The sequence below is a fragment of the Pedobacter psychrotolerans genome, from assembly GCF_004340665.1.
Classification (GTDB): Bacteria; Bacteroidota; Bacteroidia; order Sphingobacteriales; family Sphingobacteriaceae; genus Pedobacter; species Pedobacter psychrotolerans.
Map to the genome: position 1 here is coordinate 472,283 of NZ_SLWO01000001.1, position 17,018 is coordinate 489,300.

A 17,018-nucleotide genomic window follows, 5' to 3' on the forward strand; every position below is an offset into this window, starting at 1 on the left:
AGAGATATGTCTTACAAAAAGGATAATAAATTAAAAAGCAATTTCACATCAATCACGATTAGCTTATCGTCTCCAGAAATTATTTTGGAACGTTCAAGCGGTGAGGTGTTGAAACCAGAAACCATTAACTACCGTACTTACAAACCTGAGCGTGATGGTTTGTTTTGTGAGCGTATTTTTGGTCCGGTAAAAGATTACGAATGTCATTGCGGTAAATACAAACGTATCCGTTATAAGGGTATCGTTTGTGATCGTTGTGGTGTTGAGGTAACAGAAAAGAAAGTACGTCGTGAGCGTATGGGACACATCGCTTTGGTGGTTCCTGTTGCGCACATCTGGTATTTCCGTTCGTTACCAAACAAAATCGGTTATTTATTAGGTTTACCTACTAAAAAACTAGATTTAATTATCTATTACGAACGTTACGTAGTGATCCAATCCGGTTTAATGGAAGAGGATGGTATCAAGTACATGGACTTCTTAACGGAAGAAGAATACTTAGATATCTTAGATAAATTACCTAAAGAAAACCAATACTTAGACGATAAAGATCCTAATAAATTCATCGCCAAAATGGGTGCTGAAGCATTAGAAGACTTATTGAAACGTATTAACTTAGATACTTTATCTTACGATTTACGTCACCAGGCTGCTAACGAAACTTCTCAACAACGTAAAAATGAGGCTTTAAAACGTCTTCAGGTTGTGGAAGCTTTCCGTGGTGCTAATACACGTATTGAGAATCGTCCGGAATGGATGATTGTTAAAATCGTTCCGGTTATTCCACCAGAATTACGTCCTTTAGTTCCATTAGAAGGTGGTCGTTTCGCTACTTCAGATTTAAATGATTTATACCGTCGTGTAATTATCCGTAACAACCGTTTAAAACGTTTGATCGAGATTAAAGCACCAGAGGTAATTTTACGTAATGAGAAACGTATGTTGCAGGAAGCTGTAGATTCGTTATTCGATAACTCACGTAAAGTTAATGCGGTAAAAACTGAAGGTAACCGTGCTTTGAAATCACTTTCAGATATCCTGAAAGGTAAGCAAGGTCGTTTCCGTCAGAATTTATTAGGTAAACGTGTGGATTATTCAGCTCGTTCGGTAATTGTTGTAGGGCCAAGCCTTAAATTACACGAATGCGGTATTCCTAAAGATATGGCTGCTGAGCTTTACAAACCGTTCATTATTCGTAAGATGATTGAGCGTGGTGTAGTTAAAACAGTCAAATCTGCTAAGAAAATCGTTGATAGAAAAGATCCATTAGTTTGGGATATCTTAGAAAATGTATTAAAAGGTCACCCGGTATTATTAAACCGTGCACCTACCTTACACAGATTAGGTATTCAGGCTTTCCAGCCAAAACTAATTGAAGGAAAAGCAATCCAGTTACATCCATTAGTTTGTACTGCATTCAACGCCGATTTTGATGGTGACCAGATGGCTGTCCACTTACCGTTAGGTAACGCAGCAATTTTGGAAGCCCAAGTATTGATGTTGGCCGCACATAACATCTTAAACCCTGCAAACGGTACACCAATCACAGTACCATCTCAGGATATGGTTTTGGGTCTTTATTATATTACTAAAGGCCGTAGAACTGATGAAACGAGAGTTGTAAAAGGACAAGATTCTAATTTCTATTCTCCAGAGGAAGTAATTATTGCTTACAATGAGAAAGAATTAGATCTTCATGCTTTCATCAAGGTAAGGGTTAATGTTAAGCAAAATGACGGTTCTATCGTTAATAAATTAACAGAAACTACAGTAGGTAGGGTGTTATTTAACCAAATGGTTCCTGAGGAAGTTGGTTATATCAATGAATTATTAACTAAAAAATCTTTAAGAGATATTATCGGTGAGGTAGTTAAAATGACTGGTATGGCTCGTTCTTCTCAATTCTTAGATGATATCAAAGAATTAGGTTTCCGTATGGCATTCCAGGGAGGTTTATCGTTCAACTTACAAGACGTAAACATTCCGGTTGAAAAACATACTTTATTAGAGCAGGCTGCTAACGAAGTTGAAGAAGTAAGAAACAACTATAACATGGGTTTCATTACGAACAACGAACGTTACAATCAGATTATCGATATCTGGACCCGTATCAACAACAGGTTAACCACTTTCGTGATGAACCAATTATCTTCGGATAATCAAGGTTTCAACTCGGTTTACATGATGCTTGATTCTGGTGCACGTGGTTCGAAAGAGCAGATTCGTCAGCTTTGCGGAATGCGTGGTTTGATGGCAAAACCTCAAAAATCAGGTTCAGGTGGTGATATCATTGAAAACCCGATCTTATCAAACTTTAAAGAAGGTTTATCGGTATTAGAGTACTTTATCTCTACTCACGGTGCGCGTAAAGGTTTGGCGGATACGGCGTTAAAAACGGCTGATGCGGGTTACCTGACTCGTCGTTTACATGATGTTGCACAGGATATGATCGTAAATTCAGAAGATTGTGGTACTTTAAGAGGTATGTACACTACTGCATTGAAAGATCAGGAAGATATTGTGGAGCCATTATATGACAGGATTTTAGGTCGTACTTCATTGCACGATGTTTACAATCCTTTAGATAATACATTATTAGTAGGTGCTGGTGAAGACATCAACGAAGAAGTTGCAAAACTAATCGAAGAATCTCCATTAGAAGGTATTGAAATTCGTTCGGTATTAACCTGCGAAAATAAAAGAGGTGTTTGTTCATTATGTTATGGACGTAACTTAGCATCTGGTAAACGTGTTCAAAGAGGTGAGGCAGTTGGTGTAATTGCAGCACAATCAATCGGTGAGCCGGGTACACAGTTAACACTTCGTACTTTCCACGTGGGTGGTACTGCATCAAACATTGCTGCAGAATCAAACATCGTAGCTAAGTTTGATGGTGTAATCGAATTCGAAAATATCCGTACTGTTGATACAAAAACAGAAGATGGTATTGTTCAGGTGGTATTGGGTCGTTCAGGTGAGTTCAAAATTGTTGAGCCAGGAACAGGACGTATCATTGTAACCAACAACATTCCTTACGGTGCATTCTTATTCGTTAAAGAAGGTGATAAATTAGCTAAAGGTGATAAAATCTGTTCATGGGATCCGTACAACGCGGTTATTCTTTCAGAATTTGCCGGTAAAGCACAATTTGATGCGATTATTGAAGGTGTAACCTTCCGTGAAGAATCAGATGAGCAAACTGGTCACCGTGAAAAAGTAATTATCGATACACGTGATAAAACTAAAAACCCTTCTGTTCAGATTGTTGATAAGAAAGGCGAATTTATTAAAGGTTATAACATTCCAGTAGGTGCCCACGTTTCAGTTGATGAAGGTGAAGCCATCCAAACTGGTCAGATTATCGCTAAGATTCCTCGTGCAACTGGTAAAACCCGAGATATTACAGGTGGTTTGCCTCGTGTAACTGAGTTATTTGAGGCGCGTAATCCTTCAAACCCAGCTGTAGTAACTGAGATTGATGGTGTAGTAACTTTAGGTGGTGTGAAACGTGGTAATCGTGAGATTACAATCGAATCTAAAGATGGTGAAGTTAAAAAATACCTTGTTCCATTGTCTAAACACATCCTTGTACAGGATAATGACTTTGTGAAAGCAGGTATGCCTTTATCAGATGGTTCAATTTCTCCTGCAGATATCTTATCAATTAAAGGTCCGGCAGCGGTTCAGGAATACTTAGTAAATGGTATTCAAGAAGTTTACCGTTTGCAAGGTGTAAAAATTAACGATAAGCACTTCGAGGTAATTGTTCACCAGATGATGCAGAAAGTTCACATTGAAGATCCAGGTGATACTATTTTCTTAGAAAACAATGCTGTTGACCGTTGGGATTTCGCTGACGAGAACGATGCGATGTATGACAAGAAGGTTGTTGAAGATGCAGGTGATTCAAACGAAATCAAACCAGGTCAGATTGTGTCATTACGTAGATTAAGAGACGAAAATTCTCAATTGAAACGTAAAGATTTAAAACAAATCACGGTGAGAGATGCAAGACCAGCAACGGCAAGTTCTATCTTACAGGGTATTACAAGAGCATCATTAGGTACTAAATCGTTCATTTCTGCGGCTTCGTTCCAGGAAACTACGAAAGTATTAAATGAGGCGGCAATTGCAGGTAAACGTGATAATATGTTAGGCTTGAAAGAAAACGTGATCGTTGGTCACTTAATCCCTTCAGGTACTGGCGTACGTGGTTACGAAAGAATCATCGTTGGTTCTCAAGAAGAATACGATAAATTATTGGCTTCGAAACAAGAAGAAGTAGAAGCTTAATTGTTTTAAATATTTTAAAATTAAGTCCTCCACCAAAAGTGGAGGACTTTTTTGTTTGGAATAGATTTTGTAGTTTTATATAAAAATAAAATAATGAGCGTTACAGAAATACAACTTTTTCAGATTCTAAAAGCCAAACTTGGAGAACATGAAGCTGAGCAGTTGGTTTCTTTTGTGAAGGCTGAAGTTAAATCTGAATTTAATAATAAACGTGAAATTTTAGCTACCAAAGAAGATATTGCAAATATGCAAAAGACAATCTATTTTGTCGGTCTAATTCAATTTTTGGCTATTATAGGCTCGGTTATAGGTATTGTAAATTTATGATTAAATAAATAACTAAAGAACTTATTTTTAATATTACATTTAATTCCGCCATTGAGTAGCGGAATTTTTTATTTTTGATCTATTATGGAAGAACAACAAAACGAAAATCAATTAAATATAGAGCTATCGGAAGAAATTGCAGAAGGTATTTTTTCTAATTTGGCCATCATTACCCATTCTAATACGGAATTTGTATTGGATTTTATCCGTGTGATGCCCGGCATTCCTAAAGCTAAAGTAAAATCCAGGATTATTTTAACGCCCGAACATGCTAAACGATTATTATCTGCACTGGATGATAATATTCAAAAATTTGAAGCTATAAACGGCCGAATCAAAACACAGGAAGAACCTCCTTTTCCGATGGGCTTTGGTGGACCAACTGCACAAGCTTAATAATTCTTACTCCAAATATTTGCTTACTATGCCTGCATAATATATATTTGTGTATAACCATATATAAAAATGAAAAAACTTTTATTGAGCGCAGTACTTTCTGTCCCGCTGTGGGTGTTTGGACAGGGTTTCCAGGTTAACTTACAAGGGCAAAAGCAAATAGGTATGGCTGGTGCAGGATCTGCATTGGCTTTGGATGAAGCTTCGGTATTTTATAATCCCGGAGCAGTTTCTTTTCTGGAAAAAAACTCTATTTCTGCTGGAGTAAATCCATTATTGTTTAAATCTGCATTTAAACAAACAGGATCGAATATTACAGAGAATGTTAAAAATAAAATAGCTCCGCCCTTTGAAGCTTATGCAGTTTGGGGGCCTAAGTCAAATAAATGGAAACTAGGAATAGGCGTCTATACTCCTTTTGGCGGTTTGGTAGATTGGGGCAATGAGTGGTCTGGAAGGTATGCCTTAACTTCTTTAAATCTAAAAGCGATTTATTTCCAACCGACACTAAGCGTAAAAATTACAGATCATATTGGCATAGGTGCGGGCTTTGTTTATAATCACGGCGATGTTAACCTACAACGAGCATTACCAGTTAATTATCCCGACGGAAGATCTGGTCATGCGACATTGGAAGGCACAGGTAGTGGTTACGGCTGGAATGCAGGTTTATACATTAAAACATTAAGTAATATTACCTTCGCAGTTGTTCATAAATCAAAAGTAGTTACCAAACTCAATGATGGAACGGCTACATTTGATGTTCCAAGTTCTTTAAGATCATCTTTCCCGGAAGGAAATACTTTTAATGCAGAGTTGCCATTGCCTTCTACCACTACATTAGGTATAGGTGTTCCTTTATCAAAAAGTACAACTTTAGCATTTGATGCCAGCTGGGTACAATGGCATATTTATAAAGAGCTTGCCTTTGATTATGCTGTGAATACTTCAGCCCTTGCAGATACCCGATCTGCTCGTAATTATCGCGATGGTTCATCATTTAAAATGGGAATTAACCACCAGGCTTCTGAAAAGTTAGCTTTAAGAGCTGGAGTTGGTTACGCATTCTCACCAGTTCAGGATGGCTACGTTACTCCGGAAGCACCAGATGCTGATCGTTATATCTTAAGTGCAGGTGTTGGATACGCACCTACCAGTCATTTTGAGCTTAATGCATCTTTCTTTTTTGAAGATGTGAAATCACGTCAGCAAAAGAACATAGAAACAGGATTAGACGGCACATTTAAAACTTTAGTTTATGCACCTGGTCTTTCATTAACTTATAAATGGTAGGAGATATCAACATGAAAAAAATTATATTCAATAGTCTTGTTGCTGCTACCATCTTGTTTGCAGCTTCTTGTAAACCTGAAATTGAAACACCTGCAGCTAGAACAGCCGGTACAGCCAATTTTAGCAAATATATTGCCATAGGTAACTCATTAACTTCAGGCTATGCTGATGGTGGTTTGTATTTGGAAGGCCAGAAAGTGGCTTATCCAAACTTATTGGCTGCTCAAATGGCTACAGTTGGTGGTGGAAGTTTTACTTCTCCATTTTTTACAGATGCACAAGCGAATGGCTCTGGCTATATTTCACTCTCGGCTTTAGTAAATGGTACTCCCACTTTAACGCCCGTACTTGGAAACGGTTGGCGGGATACACCAACAAACACTCGTTTGTTTAAATACTCAGGAGAAATTCAAAATTTAGGCATTCCAGGGATGCGTTTGGATTTAGCTTTCGATCCAACCTTTACCTTTAGTGCTGCAAATATGTTTTTTGAGCGTTTGCTTACTGATGCTCAGGTTGGCAAAGTGAATTATGCAGCCTATATTCAAGGAAGAAATCACACTTTCTTTTCTTTATGGCTGGGTAATAATGATGCCTTAGGTTATGCCCTTAACGGCGGCGTTACTACTGATGCAACAACTGTACTAACGGAAAAGACTACTTTCTCTTTTTTATATACCAATATGTTAAATATTTTAACCGCTGGTGGACAAAAAGGCGTGGTTGCTACTATTCCTGATGTTACGGCTGTTCCTTATTTTAATACGGTAACGCCTGCGGCTTTATTGGCTGCTGCCAAAGCAATTAACCCTGCAGCTGCAGCCATTTATATTCAAACAGGTACTGGAGCGGTAAGAGTTGCTACCAGTGAAGATTTAATCAGATTGCCATTTCAAACTGCTGGCTTGTTAGGTACAGGAAGCATTCCTTATGGTTTGCATCCATTAAACCCGATAGCCAATAACTGGGTTTTAGATAAAGATGAAGTGATAAAGGTAAAAGATTATGTAAACAGCTATAACAGTACAATTAAATCACTGGCCAATAACAAGGGCTTAGCCGTTGCCGATACTTATACTTATTTCAACACAGTAAAAGCAGGTATTTCTGTTCAAGGGATTAATATCAATGCTGCATTTATTACCGGTGGCGCCTTTTCTTTAGATGGTATACACTTAACCCCACGTGGAAATGCTGCCATAGCCAATGTATTTGTTGATGCAATTAACGCTAAATATGGTTCAACCATTCCAACAATCGATATTACAAAATACAGAGGTGTGAAATATCCAGATTCAAAATAACATGATCTGAATATGAAATAAAAAAGGGATTTGCCATTGGCAAATCCCTTTTTTATTTCATTACACTTTCGATATATTCAGTGATGTCATGATATTGATTTGGCTCAAACCATTTAATTTCTTGATCCCGTCTAAACCAAGTGAGTTGCCTTTTGGCAAACCTGCGCGTATTTTGTTTAATGTTTGAAACTGCTTCTTCAATTGACAACTTTTGATCTAAGTAATCAAATATTTCGCTGTAGCCCACTGTATTTAATGCATTATAAGATCTGAATTCAGTCAATGATTTTACTTCATCCACTAAGCCATTACTGATCATCTGATCAACCCTATTATTAATTCGGTCGTATAAGGTTGACCGTTCCATATTTAAGCCTATTTTAATGGTATTAAATGGCCGTTCTTTCTTGGTAGCGGATAGCATAGCAGAAAGTTTTTGTCCGGTGGATAAAAAGACTTCCAAGCCCCGGATCATTCTTTGTGGATTTTGTTGATCTACTTTGGAAAAATATTCCGGATCAAGTTTAGACAGTTGCTCTTGAATAGGGGAGATACCCTCTGTTTTAAAAAGATTATTGAGTTGGGTTCTGACTGCAAGATCAATTTCAGGCATTTCATCCAGACCATTAATCAGCGCATTTACATATAACCCTGACCCACCCACCATAATGGCCGAATCGTGAGTTTTAAAAATTTCCTCGAGTACTTTTAAGCCTTGCACTTCAAAATCTCCTGTACTAAACAACTGATCAACAGAATGGGAATTTATGAAGTGATGTTTTGCAGCTGCCAACTCCGTTTGAGAAGGCTTGGCAGTACCAATTTCCATTTCTTTATAAAACTGGCGAGAATCTGCAGAAATAATCTCTGTTTGTAAATGATTAGCCAGTTCAATTGCTAAAGCTGTTTTGCCAATTGCGGTTGGCCCTACAATGGAAATTAATGTTTTTATGTTAGACATGAGGGGTTATCTAAAAATAAAAGCTGCCAATACTAATGTTTGACAGCTTTTATTAATGGGTATATGTTGGTATTAATTAATAATCATCTTTGATAGTATCATCTTCAAAGCTATCGCCATCTGAAAAATCATCTCCAAATTCATCTTCTTCAGACTCCTCTTCATCATCACGTTCTTTTTCATTAATACCCATCTCGCCCATGGCTTCGAGTTCGTCTGTATCTTCAGGAACAAAGTTTAATTCATTTAAAAAATCGAACTCACCAACAGCTACAGCAGAATTTTCAGCATCATCTACACTCACGGCATTCTTTTCAAAAATTTTCGGTGCTTCCCCAGAACTCTTGGCTAAGAATGGATATTCTATATTTGGATCTGGATCTAAAACGATTTTAACCAATTCAACGTGAAAATCGAAAGGACGGTCGAAATTATAAATATAATAGAACTTTTGATGAGGATCTTCAATGAAGCCACTTAACTTAGAATTTTCCATCAAAACCACACGATCCTTTTTTCTTTCATTTGGTAAATAAGCGATTTCATCACCTTTTAACCAATTATCTGTACTCACATAAAATGATGAAGATTTTTCGGGATTGTAACCAGTTGATTTATGAATGGCCTTATGCAGGTCTTCAAATGTTTGGTTTGATTTAATGTCGATCTCTCTCATCACATCATCATAATCTTCGAAAGTAATTCTAAATTTATAAATAGCCATTATTGTATTTTGGAACCGTAAAAATAAAGTTAATTTATATTAACCACAAACATCATCACTAACAAGATATTGCCTTTGGAAGACGTTTGGTCAATTAAATTACTTAAGAACAGGATTTAATCCCATTTGTTTGGCCTGATTTAGCATAAAATTAAATGCTTCCTGATAGTCATTTTTAATCTCTCCTTCCAGGATCGCTTCCCGAATGGCATTCTTGATTAGGCCAACTTCTTTACCCGCATCCAGGCCAAAGGTAACCATGATATCGTTTCCGGTAATTGGAGGCTGCCAATTTCTGATTTTGTCACGCTCTTCAACGTCTTTAAGCTTTTGTTTAACTAACTCAAAGTTATTTCTGTATTTAATTTTTTTGTATTCATTCTTCGTTGTAACATCTGCATTACAGAGTTGCATCAAGCTATCTATTTCTTCACCTGCATCAAATAAAAGTCTCCTCACAGCTGAATCAGTGACGATTTCCTGTGCAAGAACGATTGGCCTTAAATGTAACTGAACAAGTTTTTGAACAAATTTCATTTTGTCATTCAATGGCAGTTTCAATTGAGTAAAGATTTTTGGAACCATCCTTGCGCCCTTATCCTCGTGTCCATGAAAAGTCCAGCCATGACCTTCTTCGAAACGCTTGGTTGCTGGTTTGGCAATATCATGCAGTATAGCTGCCCAGCGTAGCCATAAATCATCTGTATGTGCGCAAATGTTATCCAGAACTTCCAGCGTATGGTAAAAATTATCTTTATGTCCTTTTCCTTTAATAACTTCTACGCCATATAGCTGTGCCATTTGAGGGAAAATCAGATGTAAAAGGCCGGTATCAAAAAGGTGTTTAAATCCAATAGATGGTTTGGAGGACAAAATAATTTTATTCAGTTCATCCGTGATTCGCTCTTTAGATACAATGCTAATTCTTTCTTTTTGAGTCTGAATTGCGTGGATTGCCGCCGGATCAATTTTAAAATTAAGCTGCGAAGCGAAACGGATTGCCCGCATCATTCTCAAAGGATCATCGGAAAAAGTGATTTCCGGATCAAGCGGCGTACGGATGAATTTGCTTCTTAAGTCTGTAAGACCATCAAAGGGATCGAGCAACTCACCAAAATGAGCCGCATTCAGGTTAATGGCAAGTGCATTAATGGTAAAATCGCGTCGTAGCTGATCATCCTCTAGAGTGCCATCTTCCACAATCGGTTTCCGTGATTCTGATCGGTAAGATTCTTTTCTCGCGCCTACAAATTCGACCTCTAAATCTTTAAATTTAATATTTGCGGTGCCAAAATTTTTAAAAACAGCAACTTTTGTGTTTAGTTTTTTAGCAACAGCCTCTGCATATTCAATTCCACTACCTACTACCACCACATCTATATCTTTAGACGGTCGGTTTAAAAATATATCGCGGACAAAACCTCCAATAACATAAGCTTCAATATTCTGTTGATCAGCTACTGTGGAAAGGGTTTTAAAAATCGGATTTTGTAGGTGTTGATGCATAATAATATTTTCGTCATGCTGAATTGACTTCAGCATCTTTTTGGCTAAAGACCCTGAAATAAATTCAGGGTGACGAATTGATTTAAAGTTTATGCAAAAGTAATAAAATTACTTGCGAATAAATTCAAATTGTCCTCCAGGTGAAAGTTTCATAATGGTAGATGGCTTTTTATGCGTTCTATTCTCCTGCTCGAAATCGACTACGTAATCTACTGCTTCCAAAATTTCAGGATCTATATCATCGAAATATTTTGGTGAGGGCTGTCCACTTAAATTGGCGGAAGTAGAAACCATCGGCTTACGAAAACGTTGGAGAAGTGGTGTGCAGAAATCGTGTTTCACTATGCGGATGCCTACACTGCCATCTGCGTTAATTACATTTGGTGCAAGGTTTTTTGCCCCAGAAAAGATAATCGTTAAAGGATTTTCTGCATACTCAATCAGATCGTAGGCTACTTCAGGAATTTCGGTTACATAGCTTTGTAATTTGCTGTCTACGTCTAGTAATACAATTAAGCTTTTATCTGCCGGACGGTTTTTGATTTTGAGTAATTTATCTACAGCTTCAGCATTAGTTGCATCGCAGCCCAAACCCCAGATTGTATCGGTAGGGTATAGCATTACGCCGCCGTTTTTCAGCACTTCCAAAGCTTTATTGATTTCCTCTCTTAACATGATACAAAGGTAGTTTTTTAGTTGAAATGTTAAATATTCATCATTGGCTAATTATTTAACATTTGCCATAAAACTTTCTGTTTTATCACACGTTCTATCCAAACAATCTAATTGTAAAATTATACCTGTTTTATGAAATTAAAATTAAATTTTATTATATTTAATATCGGTTATTTAAATGAAACTACACACAATGAAAACAATTAAAAACTTATTAATGCTGTTTGCCTTGGTAATCGCATTAGCAGGATGTTCGAGTCTTCGTACCGCATCTGATTTTGATAAAAATGCGGATTTCAACCGCTATAAAACTTACAACTTTTACGATAAAGGAATTGCAAGAGTTAAACTAAATAATCTGGACAAAAGGCGTTTAGTGGCTGCTGTTGAAGCTGAAATGAATGCCAAGGGTTTTACTAAGTCTGAAAGACCAGACATGTTGGTAAACTTAGTGGTTGTTGCCAGAGAAAAAACTGATGTCTACGGTCCTGCCTACTACGGTGGATGGGGTTGGGGCGGCGGCTGGGGCTGGCGTGGTGGTTGGGGTTCTCCTTTCTGGGGTGGCGGTAACTACGTTAACCAATACATTGAAGGTACCATTATCATTGATTTCTTAGATCCGGCTAAAAAAGAATTATTCTGGCATGGAAGAGGTAGTGGATTTAATTTGGATAATTTAAAGAAAAGAGAAGAACGCCTTTATACTGGTGTTAAAGAAATTTTGGCGCAATATCCACCAAATGCCTTGGCTGCTAAGTAGTAGCTGAATCTAATAAATTGCTATAGCAATCCATTAATTGCTTTGTTACTTGAGGGCTGTTGAATTTTTGAACAAATTCCAGCCCTTTTTCTTTCATCTCTTTTTGGAGTTGGAGATTGGCTAATATACGGTTGATTTGATCACTTAAGCCATTCACATCTGTAGGTGAGACGTAAACACTGTTTGGTCCGCCGGCTTCTTCCAGACAAGAACCTGTGGCGGCGATAACAGGCACTTGCGAATACAAAGCCTCGATTATAGGAATGCCAAAGCCTTCGTAAAAGGAAGGGTAAACGAACAGTTCAGCCATTTGATAAATGCCGGGCAGGTCTGCAAAAGGAATGTTTTTTAAAAAAATTACCCGATTTCTTAAAGCTAAATGTTCAAGTTCTCTTTCAATTTCTTTAAAGTAAGCAGTTTCTTTCCCGATAACAACCAGCTTATATTGGTGATCTACAGTTTTAAGTGCCTGTATTAATAATCTAAGATTTTTACGCGCTTCAATCGTTCCAACGTTCAGGATATATTTTTCCGGAAGTTTATAAGTGAGTTTAATCCTGTTTAAAGTTGATTCGGGCATTGCCGTTTTAAAGCCATCATCACAACTCTGATAAATGACTTTAATTTTATCGGGATTTATATTATAAAATTCTACAATATCAGCCTTTGTTTTCTCGCTTATGGCGATAATCTGATCAGCTCTTTTGCAAGCAGACCTACTTTTCCATTCGTACAGTTTACGATCGATAAATTGATAGTATTGAGGAAAACGAAGGAAAATTAAGTCGTGAATGGTAACAATGGATTTGATTTTGGTGTGCTGAATGGCAAAAGGAATTTCGTGACTTAAGCCATGAAAGAGCTGAACCTGATCCTTCGCTAGGTCTTTAATAATATTCAAACTTCGCCAGAGAAAACCTCCTTCTTTAGGAAGTTTTAGGCTAATATTTTCCTTTTCAAAAAAGGAATCAATTTGCTTAGCATGCTTTACTTTAGGAGAGTAAACCAAATATTGATGTTCAGGATACTGCTTTGCAAGTGATTCAATTAAAGATCGGCTATAGTTCCCTAATCCTGTTAAGTTATTTGCAGCGCGTTTGCCATCAAAACTAATTTTAAGTGGAAAGCTCAAAGCCGAAAGACCAAAGCTTGATTGATCAAGTTCAGAACTTTCGGCTTTAGAAATTTGCTTTTCGCTTTCCGCTTTCACCTTTTTGCTTTAGGCTTAAACAGCTACATTATTTTCTCTCAAGGCATCATTAAGAGAAGTCTTTTTATCAGTACTTTCTTTACGTTTACCAATAATTAAGGCACAAGGAACCTGATAATCTCCAGAAGGGAATTTCTTAGTATAACTACCTGGAATTACTACTGAACGAGCTGGTACTACACCTTTATATTCAATAGGCGTTGGGCCAGTAACATCGATGATTTTAGTTGATGCTGTTAATACCACATTGGCACCCAATACTGCTTCCCGCTCTACTTTAACCCCTTCAACAACAATCGCTCTTGAACCTAAAAATGCATCATCTTCAATAATAACCGGTGCAGCCTGAATCGGTTCCAGAACGCCACCAATACCCACGCCACCACTTAAGTGAACACGTTTACCAATTTGTGCACAAGAACCCACAGTAGCCCAGGTATCAACCATTGTACCTTCATCTACATAAGCACCAATGTTAATGTAAGATGGCATCATGATTACACCTTTTGCTAAATATGAACCGTAACGGGCACTTGCCATTGGCACTACACGTACACCAGTTGCTTTATAATCGGTTTTTAAGTCCATTTTATCATGGTATACAAAAGGACCGCTCTTAATTTCCTTCATCTCACGAATCGGGAAGTATAGAATTACAGCTTTTTTTACCCATTCATTAATGCCCCAAGAATTTAGAACTGGTTCAGCAACACGAATTTCGCCTTTATCTAATCCCTGAATAATGGTTTCGATCGCTTCGCAATAGTTGCTATATTTTAAAAGGGTTCTATCTTCCCAAGCGGCTTCAATTAATTTCTTTAAATCTGAATACATGATGTTTTTAAATTTTACGCAAAATAACTTAAAATTTTTGGTTTTTTAGATTTTTAGGAGGTTGGTTTTTTGGCTAGGGTTGTTAGTTTGATTTTTTAGATTCTTAGCCGTTTCGTTTTTTGGAATATGGTTGCTTAACTTTGTTCTTTTAGATTTTTGGGCTATGGTTGTTAATCAACTAAAGAACCAATCAACTAACCAACCATTATGGCAGAAGCAGAGAAACTTAGGATTGATAAATATTTATGGGCGATCAGGTTATTTAAAACTAGAAGTTTGGCTACTGATGCCTGCAAAGCAGGGCGTATTAAACTGAAAGGACAAAACATTAAACCTTCGGCAATTGTAAAAATTGGTGATGTTTATCAGGTATCAAAAGGAATAGAGAAGAAAATTATTGAAGTGGTAGATTTTTCTTACAATAGGACAGATTCTCCTACAGCTTTAACCAAATACAAAGATTTAACGCCAGTTGAGGAAACTCATGCTTTTAAATCTGCCTTCCACGCACCGAATTTAAAGCGTGATCGAGGTACAGGCCGACCAACCAAAAAAGATAGAAGAGAAACTGATGATCTGATAGGAGGAATGTTTGAGGAAGATTAAGCAATTTTCAGTTGTCAATTTTCAGTTTGTCATTTTTGATCTCATGAGAACTGATCACTGCATACTGTAAACTAAAATGCCTCATGCGGTAACTCATCATAGCTGTTTTACCAAGTTTTTCTATTAGTTTATAATTCGCAACAGCTCCAACCGCGGCGCCAATAAAGGGGACCATCTGAGCTAATTTTGCAAGATCAATGTAGTCACGATATTGTTGTTGAAAAGTTAGCCAATCAAATTCATCAATATTGGTAGGTAGCTTGTGTGCAATATCATCCCAATTCTGCATTTTCAAAAAAACGTTTTTACTTTCTTCTTTGCTGGAAAAAGCCAGTTGAAAAATATGGAGAATGTAAAGGCGTTCGCGATAATCTTTAACATCATAACCGTACAAAGCAGCAATATCAAAAAGCATTTTCATTTTAATGCCCAATAGCAAGGGAAAATCGGCCAGACTCATTAAAAAACCACCAGCACCGGTAATGCCACCTTCGGCGGCACCGGTTTTTTTATAGGTGTCTATTTTTTGATTAATCAGGGCTTCACGGTGCATCAGTGTTAAATCGGTAACAGGCTTTGCTGTTGTAAAAGTTGATCCGAAAAGCACTGCCTTCACCATCTGTTTTATAGCTGTGGTAATGGCAATATGAATTTTATCTGGAATATAACTGTTAATCTTCTTCTGAACAGTATCGGTAACTTTATTAAAAAGCGAAGATTTCTGTAAAGTTTTAAACTTCCAGAAATCCAGTTCACTCGTTATCTTTTGTTCGTAAGTCATGTATCGTCTTTTATATTCAGACGTTAAACTGTACGAATTGTTTCTGTACCTGATTAATATTTAATGCTTAAGGGTGAGGTTTCCCAAAGTTTAAATGCCTGTAAGGCTTCATCTCGCATCATTTGAACCACAGGTAATGATCTTTTTTCCATTGGTTTCTCCAGTTCTTCGTAGATAAATTTATCGCTAAAACCAATGTTTTCAGCATCAGTTTTTGTGTTGGCATAATAAATCGTATCAATTTTAGCCCAGTAAATAGCACCTAAACACATCGGGCATGGTTCGCAACTGGTGTAAATAACACACCCACTTAAATCAAACGTATGCAGTTCAGTACATGCTAAGCGGATGGTAGAAACCTCTGCATGTGCTGTTGGATCATTTGTTGAAGTTACCTTATTGGCTGAGCCTGCTACAAATTTTCCATCTTTTACGATCACTGCGCCAAATGGCCCTCCAACATTTTCTGTTACATTTTCAACAGATAGCGCAATGGCCATCTTCATAAATTCTTCGTGTTTTTGATTCTCCATATTAAATGATGACACAAAAAAAATGCCCCGATTAACCGGAGCATTTATATTTAATGTTTTAGTAATTATTTTTTAGTGTATTCTGCGTTAAGTCCTTTAATTACTTCAGATGTAATATCAAGAGATTCATCAGCAAAAAGAATTGCGCTATTGCCTTTAGAGAAAGTTAGAACCATTTTATAGCCTTTTTCTTTCGAGTAAGTTTTCAAGTATCCAGCTACTTTATCATAAAGTTTTTCGGTTTCTACAGCTTGCTCATTTTGTAAAGCACCACCAGCATTTTGCTGATAAGCTTGTAATTCCTGACCTTTTCTGCCTAAACGCTCTTCTGTAGATTTACGTTGATCAGCTGAAAGTGTGCCTGCAGATTGTTGATATTGAGTGACTTCGCGTTGGTAAGCTTGTTGTTTTGATTGCAGATCTGACTGCGCATCTTTGGTTTTTTTCTCAAATTTATTTTTAAGGTCTTTATAGTAATCGTATTTGGTTAACAAAGAGTCTTGGTTAACAAATACTATTTTTTCGTTAACAGAAACTGCCGCAGTGGTGCTATCTGTTTTTTTAGTTTCAGTGGTTTTAGCGTCTTTGTTTTGGCATGCAGAAAATGCTGTAATTAAAGCAGCTGTAGCAAATAAACCAAAGGTTTTAAAGGTTTTTCTTTCCATTATTGTTTAATAAATTTTAACAAACTTATAGAAATTAGTTTTTAAATGCAATTAAGAGTTACGCTTAGCGCCAGCCAAATTAGATTAATGGCTAAAGATGATTTGGAAAGCAGGTTAAGTTTTTCATTTTTAGGCTGGTTCCCGCTAATC

The 17,018-nt window shown here is 37.0% G+C and carries 16 protein-coding genes; 7 read left to right on the forward strand and 9 right to left on the reverse strand.

Annotated features, from left to right (window positions below; translation table 11 throughout):
* Window positions 1-6: 6 nt before the first annotated feature.
* The 5 genes from rpoC to EV200_RS02060 all read left to right on the forward strand — a co-directional run bounded on the left by rpoC (window position 7) and on the right by EV200_RS02060 (window position 7,613).
* Window positions 7-4,293, forward strand: coding sequence for a DNA-directed RNA polymerase subunit beta' (gene rpoC / locus EV200_RS02040; RefSeq protein ID WP_132529143.1), 4,287 nt, complete (start codon window positions 7-9; stop codon window positions 4,291-4,293).
* 93 nt (window positions 4,294-4,386) lie between these two features.
* Window positions 4,387-4,620 (forward strand): hypothetical protein, encoded by a 234-nt coding sequence (locus EV200_RS02045; protein ID WP_132529144.1) that lies wholly within the window; start codon window positions 4,387-4,389, stop codon window positions 4,618-4,620.
* Window positions 4,621-4,704: 84 nt separating this feature from the next.
* Window positions 4,705-5,016, forward strand: a complete 312-nt coding sequence (locus tag EV200_RS02050; RefSeq protein WP_029283255.1) for a DUF3467 domain-containing protein — start codon at window positions 4,705-4,707, stop codon at window positions 5,014-5,016.
* A 69-nt stretch (window positions 5,017-5,085) separates the two neighbouring features.
* Window positions 5,086-6,309 (forward strand): OmpP1/FadL family transporter, encoded by a 1,224-nt coding sequence (locus EV200_RS02055; protein ID WP_132529145.1) that lies wholly within the window; start codon window positions 5,086-5,088, stop codon window positions 6,307-6,309.
* An 11-nt stretch (window positions 6,310-6,320) separates the two neighbouring features.
* Window positions 6,321-7,613 (forward strand): SGNH/GDSL hydrolase family protein, encoded by a 1,293-nt coding sequence (locus tag EV200_RS02060; protein ID WP_229676701.1) that lies wholly within the window; start codon window positions 6,321-6,323, stop codon window positions 7,611-7,613.
* A 52-nt stretch (window positions 7,614-7,665) separates the two neighbouring features.
* Here EV200_RS02060 and miaA read toward each other — a convergent pair whose 3' ends face one another.
* The 4 genes from miaA to EV200_RS02080 all read right to left on the reverse strand — a co-directional run bounded on the left by miaA (window position 7,666) and on the right by EV200_RS02080 (window position 11,479).
* Window positions 7,666-8,574, reverse strand: a complete 909-nt coding sequence (gene miaA, locus EV200_RS02065) for a tRNA (adenosine(37)-N6)-dimethylallyltransferase MiaA (RefSeq protein ID WP_132529147.1) — start codon at window positions 8,572-8,574, stop codon at window positions 7,666-7,668.
* 76 nt (window positions 8,575-8,650) lie between these two features.
* Window positions 8,651-9,298, reverse strand: coding sequence for an IS1096 element passenger TnpR family protein (locus EV200_RS02070; protein WP_132529148.1), 648 nt, complete (start codon window positions 9,296-9,298; stop codon window positions 8,651-8,653).
* A 99-nt stretch (window positions 9,299-9,397) separates the two neighbouring features.
* Complete coding sequence (locus tag EV200_RS02075; protein WP_132529504.1) at window positions 9,398-10,804, reverse strand: CCA tRNA nucleotidyltransferase; 1,407 nt, start codon at window positions 10,802-10,804, stop codon at window positions 9,398-9,400.
* A 108-nt stretch (window positions 10,805-10,912) separates the two neighbouring features.
* Window positions 10,913-11,479, reverse strand: coding sequence for an L-threonylcarbamoyladenylate synthase (locus tag EV200_RS02080; RefSeq protein ID WP_132529149.1), 567 nt, complete (start codon window positions 11,477-11,479; stop codon window positions 10,913-10,915).
* Window positions 11,480-11,672: 193 nt separating this feature from the next.
* Here EV200_RS02080 and EV200_RS02085 point away from each other — a divergent pair, with 193 nt between their 5' ends.
* Complete coding sequence (locus EV200_RS02085) at window positions 11,673-12,239, forward strand: DUF4136 domain-containing protein (RefSeq protein WP_132529150.1); 567 nt, start codon at window positions 11,673-11,675, stop codon at window positions 12,237-12,239.
* Here EV200_RS02085 and EV200_RS02090 read toward each other — a convergent pair.
* Together EV200_RS02090 and EV200_RS02095 are read right to left on the reverse strand one after the other, a co-directional pair.
* Window positions 12,232-13,449, reverse strand: a complete 1,218-nt coding sequence (locus EV200_RS02090; RefSeq protein WP_132529151.1) for a glycosyltransferase family 4 protein — start codon at window positions 13,447-13,449, stop codon at window positions 12,232-12,234. The two genes, EV200_RS02085 and EV200_RS02090, sit on opposite strands and share 8 nt — an antisense overlap.
* Before the next feature lie 15 nt (window positions 13,450-13,464).
* On the reverse strand, window positions 13,465-14,283 hold the full coding sequence (locus EV200_RS02095) for a 2,3,4,5-tetrahydropyridine-2,6-dicarboxylate N-succinyltransferase (protein WP_188754086.1): 819 nt from the start codon (window positions 14,281-14,283) through the stop codon (window positions 13,465-13,467).
* A gap of 207 nt (window positions 14,284-14,490) precedes the next feature.
* On the opposite strand from EV200_RS02095, the gene EV200_RS02100 reads away from it, so the two are divergent.
* Window positions 14,491-14,889, forward strand: a complete 399-nt coding sequence (locus tag EV200_RS02100; protein ID WP_132529153.1) for an RNA-binding S4 domain-containing protein — start codon at window positions 14,491-14,493, stop codon at window positions 14,887-14,889.
* Window positions 14,890-14,896: 7 nt separating this feature from the next.
* On the opposite strand, the gene EV200_RS02105 is transcribed toward EV200_RS02100, so the two are convergent.
* The 3 genes from EV200_RS02105 to EV200_RS02115 all read right to left on the reverse strand — a co-directional run bounded on the left by EV200_RS02105 (window position 14,897) and on the right by EV200_RS02115 (window position 16,868).
* Complete coding sequence (locus tag EV200_RS02105) at window positions 14,897-15,670, reverse strand: EcsC family protein (RefSeq protein WP_132529154.1); 774 nt, start codon at window positions 15,668-15,670, stop codon at window positions 14,897-14,899.
* 53 nt (window positions 15,671-15,723) lie between these two features.
* Window positions 15,724-16,203: a nucleoside deaminase gene (locus EV200_RS02110; protein WP_132529155.1), complete on the reverse strand. Its 480-nt coding sequence runs from the start codon at window positions 16,201-16,203 to the stop codon at window positions 15,724-15,726.
* Between the two features lie 65 nt (window positions 16,204-16,268).
* Entirely contained in the window at window positions 16,269-16,868 is a 600-nt protein-coding gene (locus EV200_RS02115) for an OmpH family outer membrane protein (protein WP_132529156.1), read from the reverse strand.
* Between the last annotated feature and the right edge of the window lie 150 nt (window positions 16,869-17,018).

Coding starts and splice junctions, on each gene's coding strand:
- EV200_RS02105 (WP_132529154.1), bottom strand. CDS start 15,670: ATGACTTACGAACAAAAGATAACGAGTGAACTGGATTTCTGGAAGTTT.
- miaA (WP_132529147.1), bottom strand. CDS start 8,574: ATGTCTAACATAAAAACATTAATTTCCATTGTAGGGCCAACCGCAATT.
- rpoC (WP_132529143.1), top strand. CDS start 7: ATGTCTTACAAAAAGGATAATAAATTAAAAAGCAATTTCACATCAATC.
- EV200_RS02055 (WP_132529145.1), top strand. CDS start 5,086: ATGAAAAAACTTTTATTGAGCGCAGTACTTTCTGTCCCGCTGTGGGTG.
- EV200_RS02085 (WP_132529150.1), top strand. CDS start 11,673: ATGAAAACAATTAAAAACTTATTAATGCTGTTTGCCTTGGTAATCGCA.
- EV200_RS02095 (WP_188754086.1), bottom strand. CDS start 14,283: ATGTATTCAGATTTAAAGAAATTAATTGAAGCCGCTTGGGAAGATAGA.
- EV200_RS02045 (WP_132529144.1), top strand. CDS start 4,387: ATGAGCGTTACAGAAATACAACTTTTTCAGATTCTAAAAGCCAAACTT.
- EV200_RS02050 (WP_029283255.1), top strand. CDS start 4,705: ATGGAAGAACAACAAAACGAAAATCAATTAAATATAGAGCTATCGGAA.
- EV200_RS02080 (WP_132529149.1), bottom strand. CDS start 11,479: ATGTTAAGAGAGGAAATCAATAAAGCTTTGGAAGTGCTGAAAAACGGC.
- EV200_RS02075 (WP_132529504.1), bottom strand. CDS start 10,804: ATGCATCAACACCTACAAAATCCGATTTTTAAAACCCTTTCCACAGTA.
- EV200_RS02060 (WP_229676701.1), top strand. CDS start 6,321: ATGAAAAAAATTATATTCAATAGTCTTGTTGCTGCTACCATCTTGTTT.
- EV200_RS02110 (WP_132529155.1), bottom strand. CDS start 16,203: ATGGAGAATCAAAAACACGAAGAATTTATGAAGATGGCCATTGCGCTA.
- EV200_RS02115 (WP_132529156.1), bottom strand. CDS start 16,868: ATGGAAAGAAAAACCTTTAAAACCTTTGGTTTATTTGCTACAGCTGCT.
- EV200_RS02100 (WP_132529153.1), top strand. CDS start 14,491: ATGGCAGAAGCAGAGAAACTTAGGATTGATAAATATTTATGGGCGATC.
- EV200_RS02070 (WP_132529148.1), bottom strand. CDS start 9,298: ATGGCTATTTATAAATTTAGAATTACTTTCGAAGATTATGATGATGTG.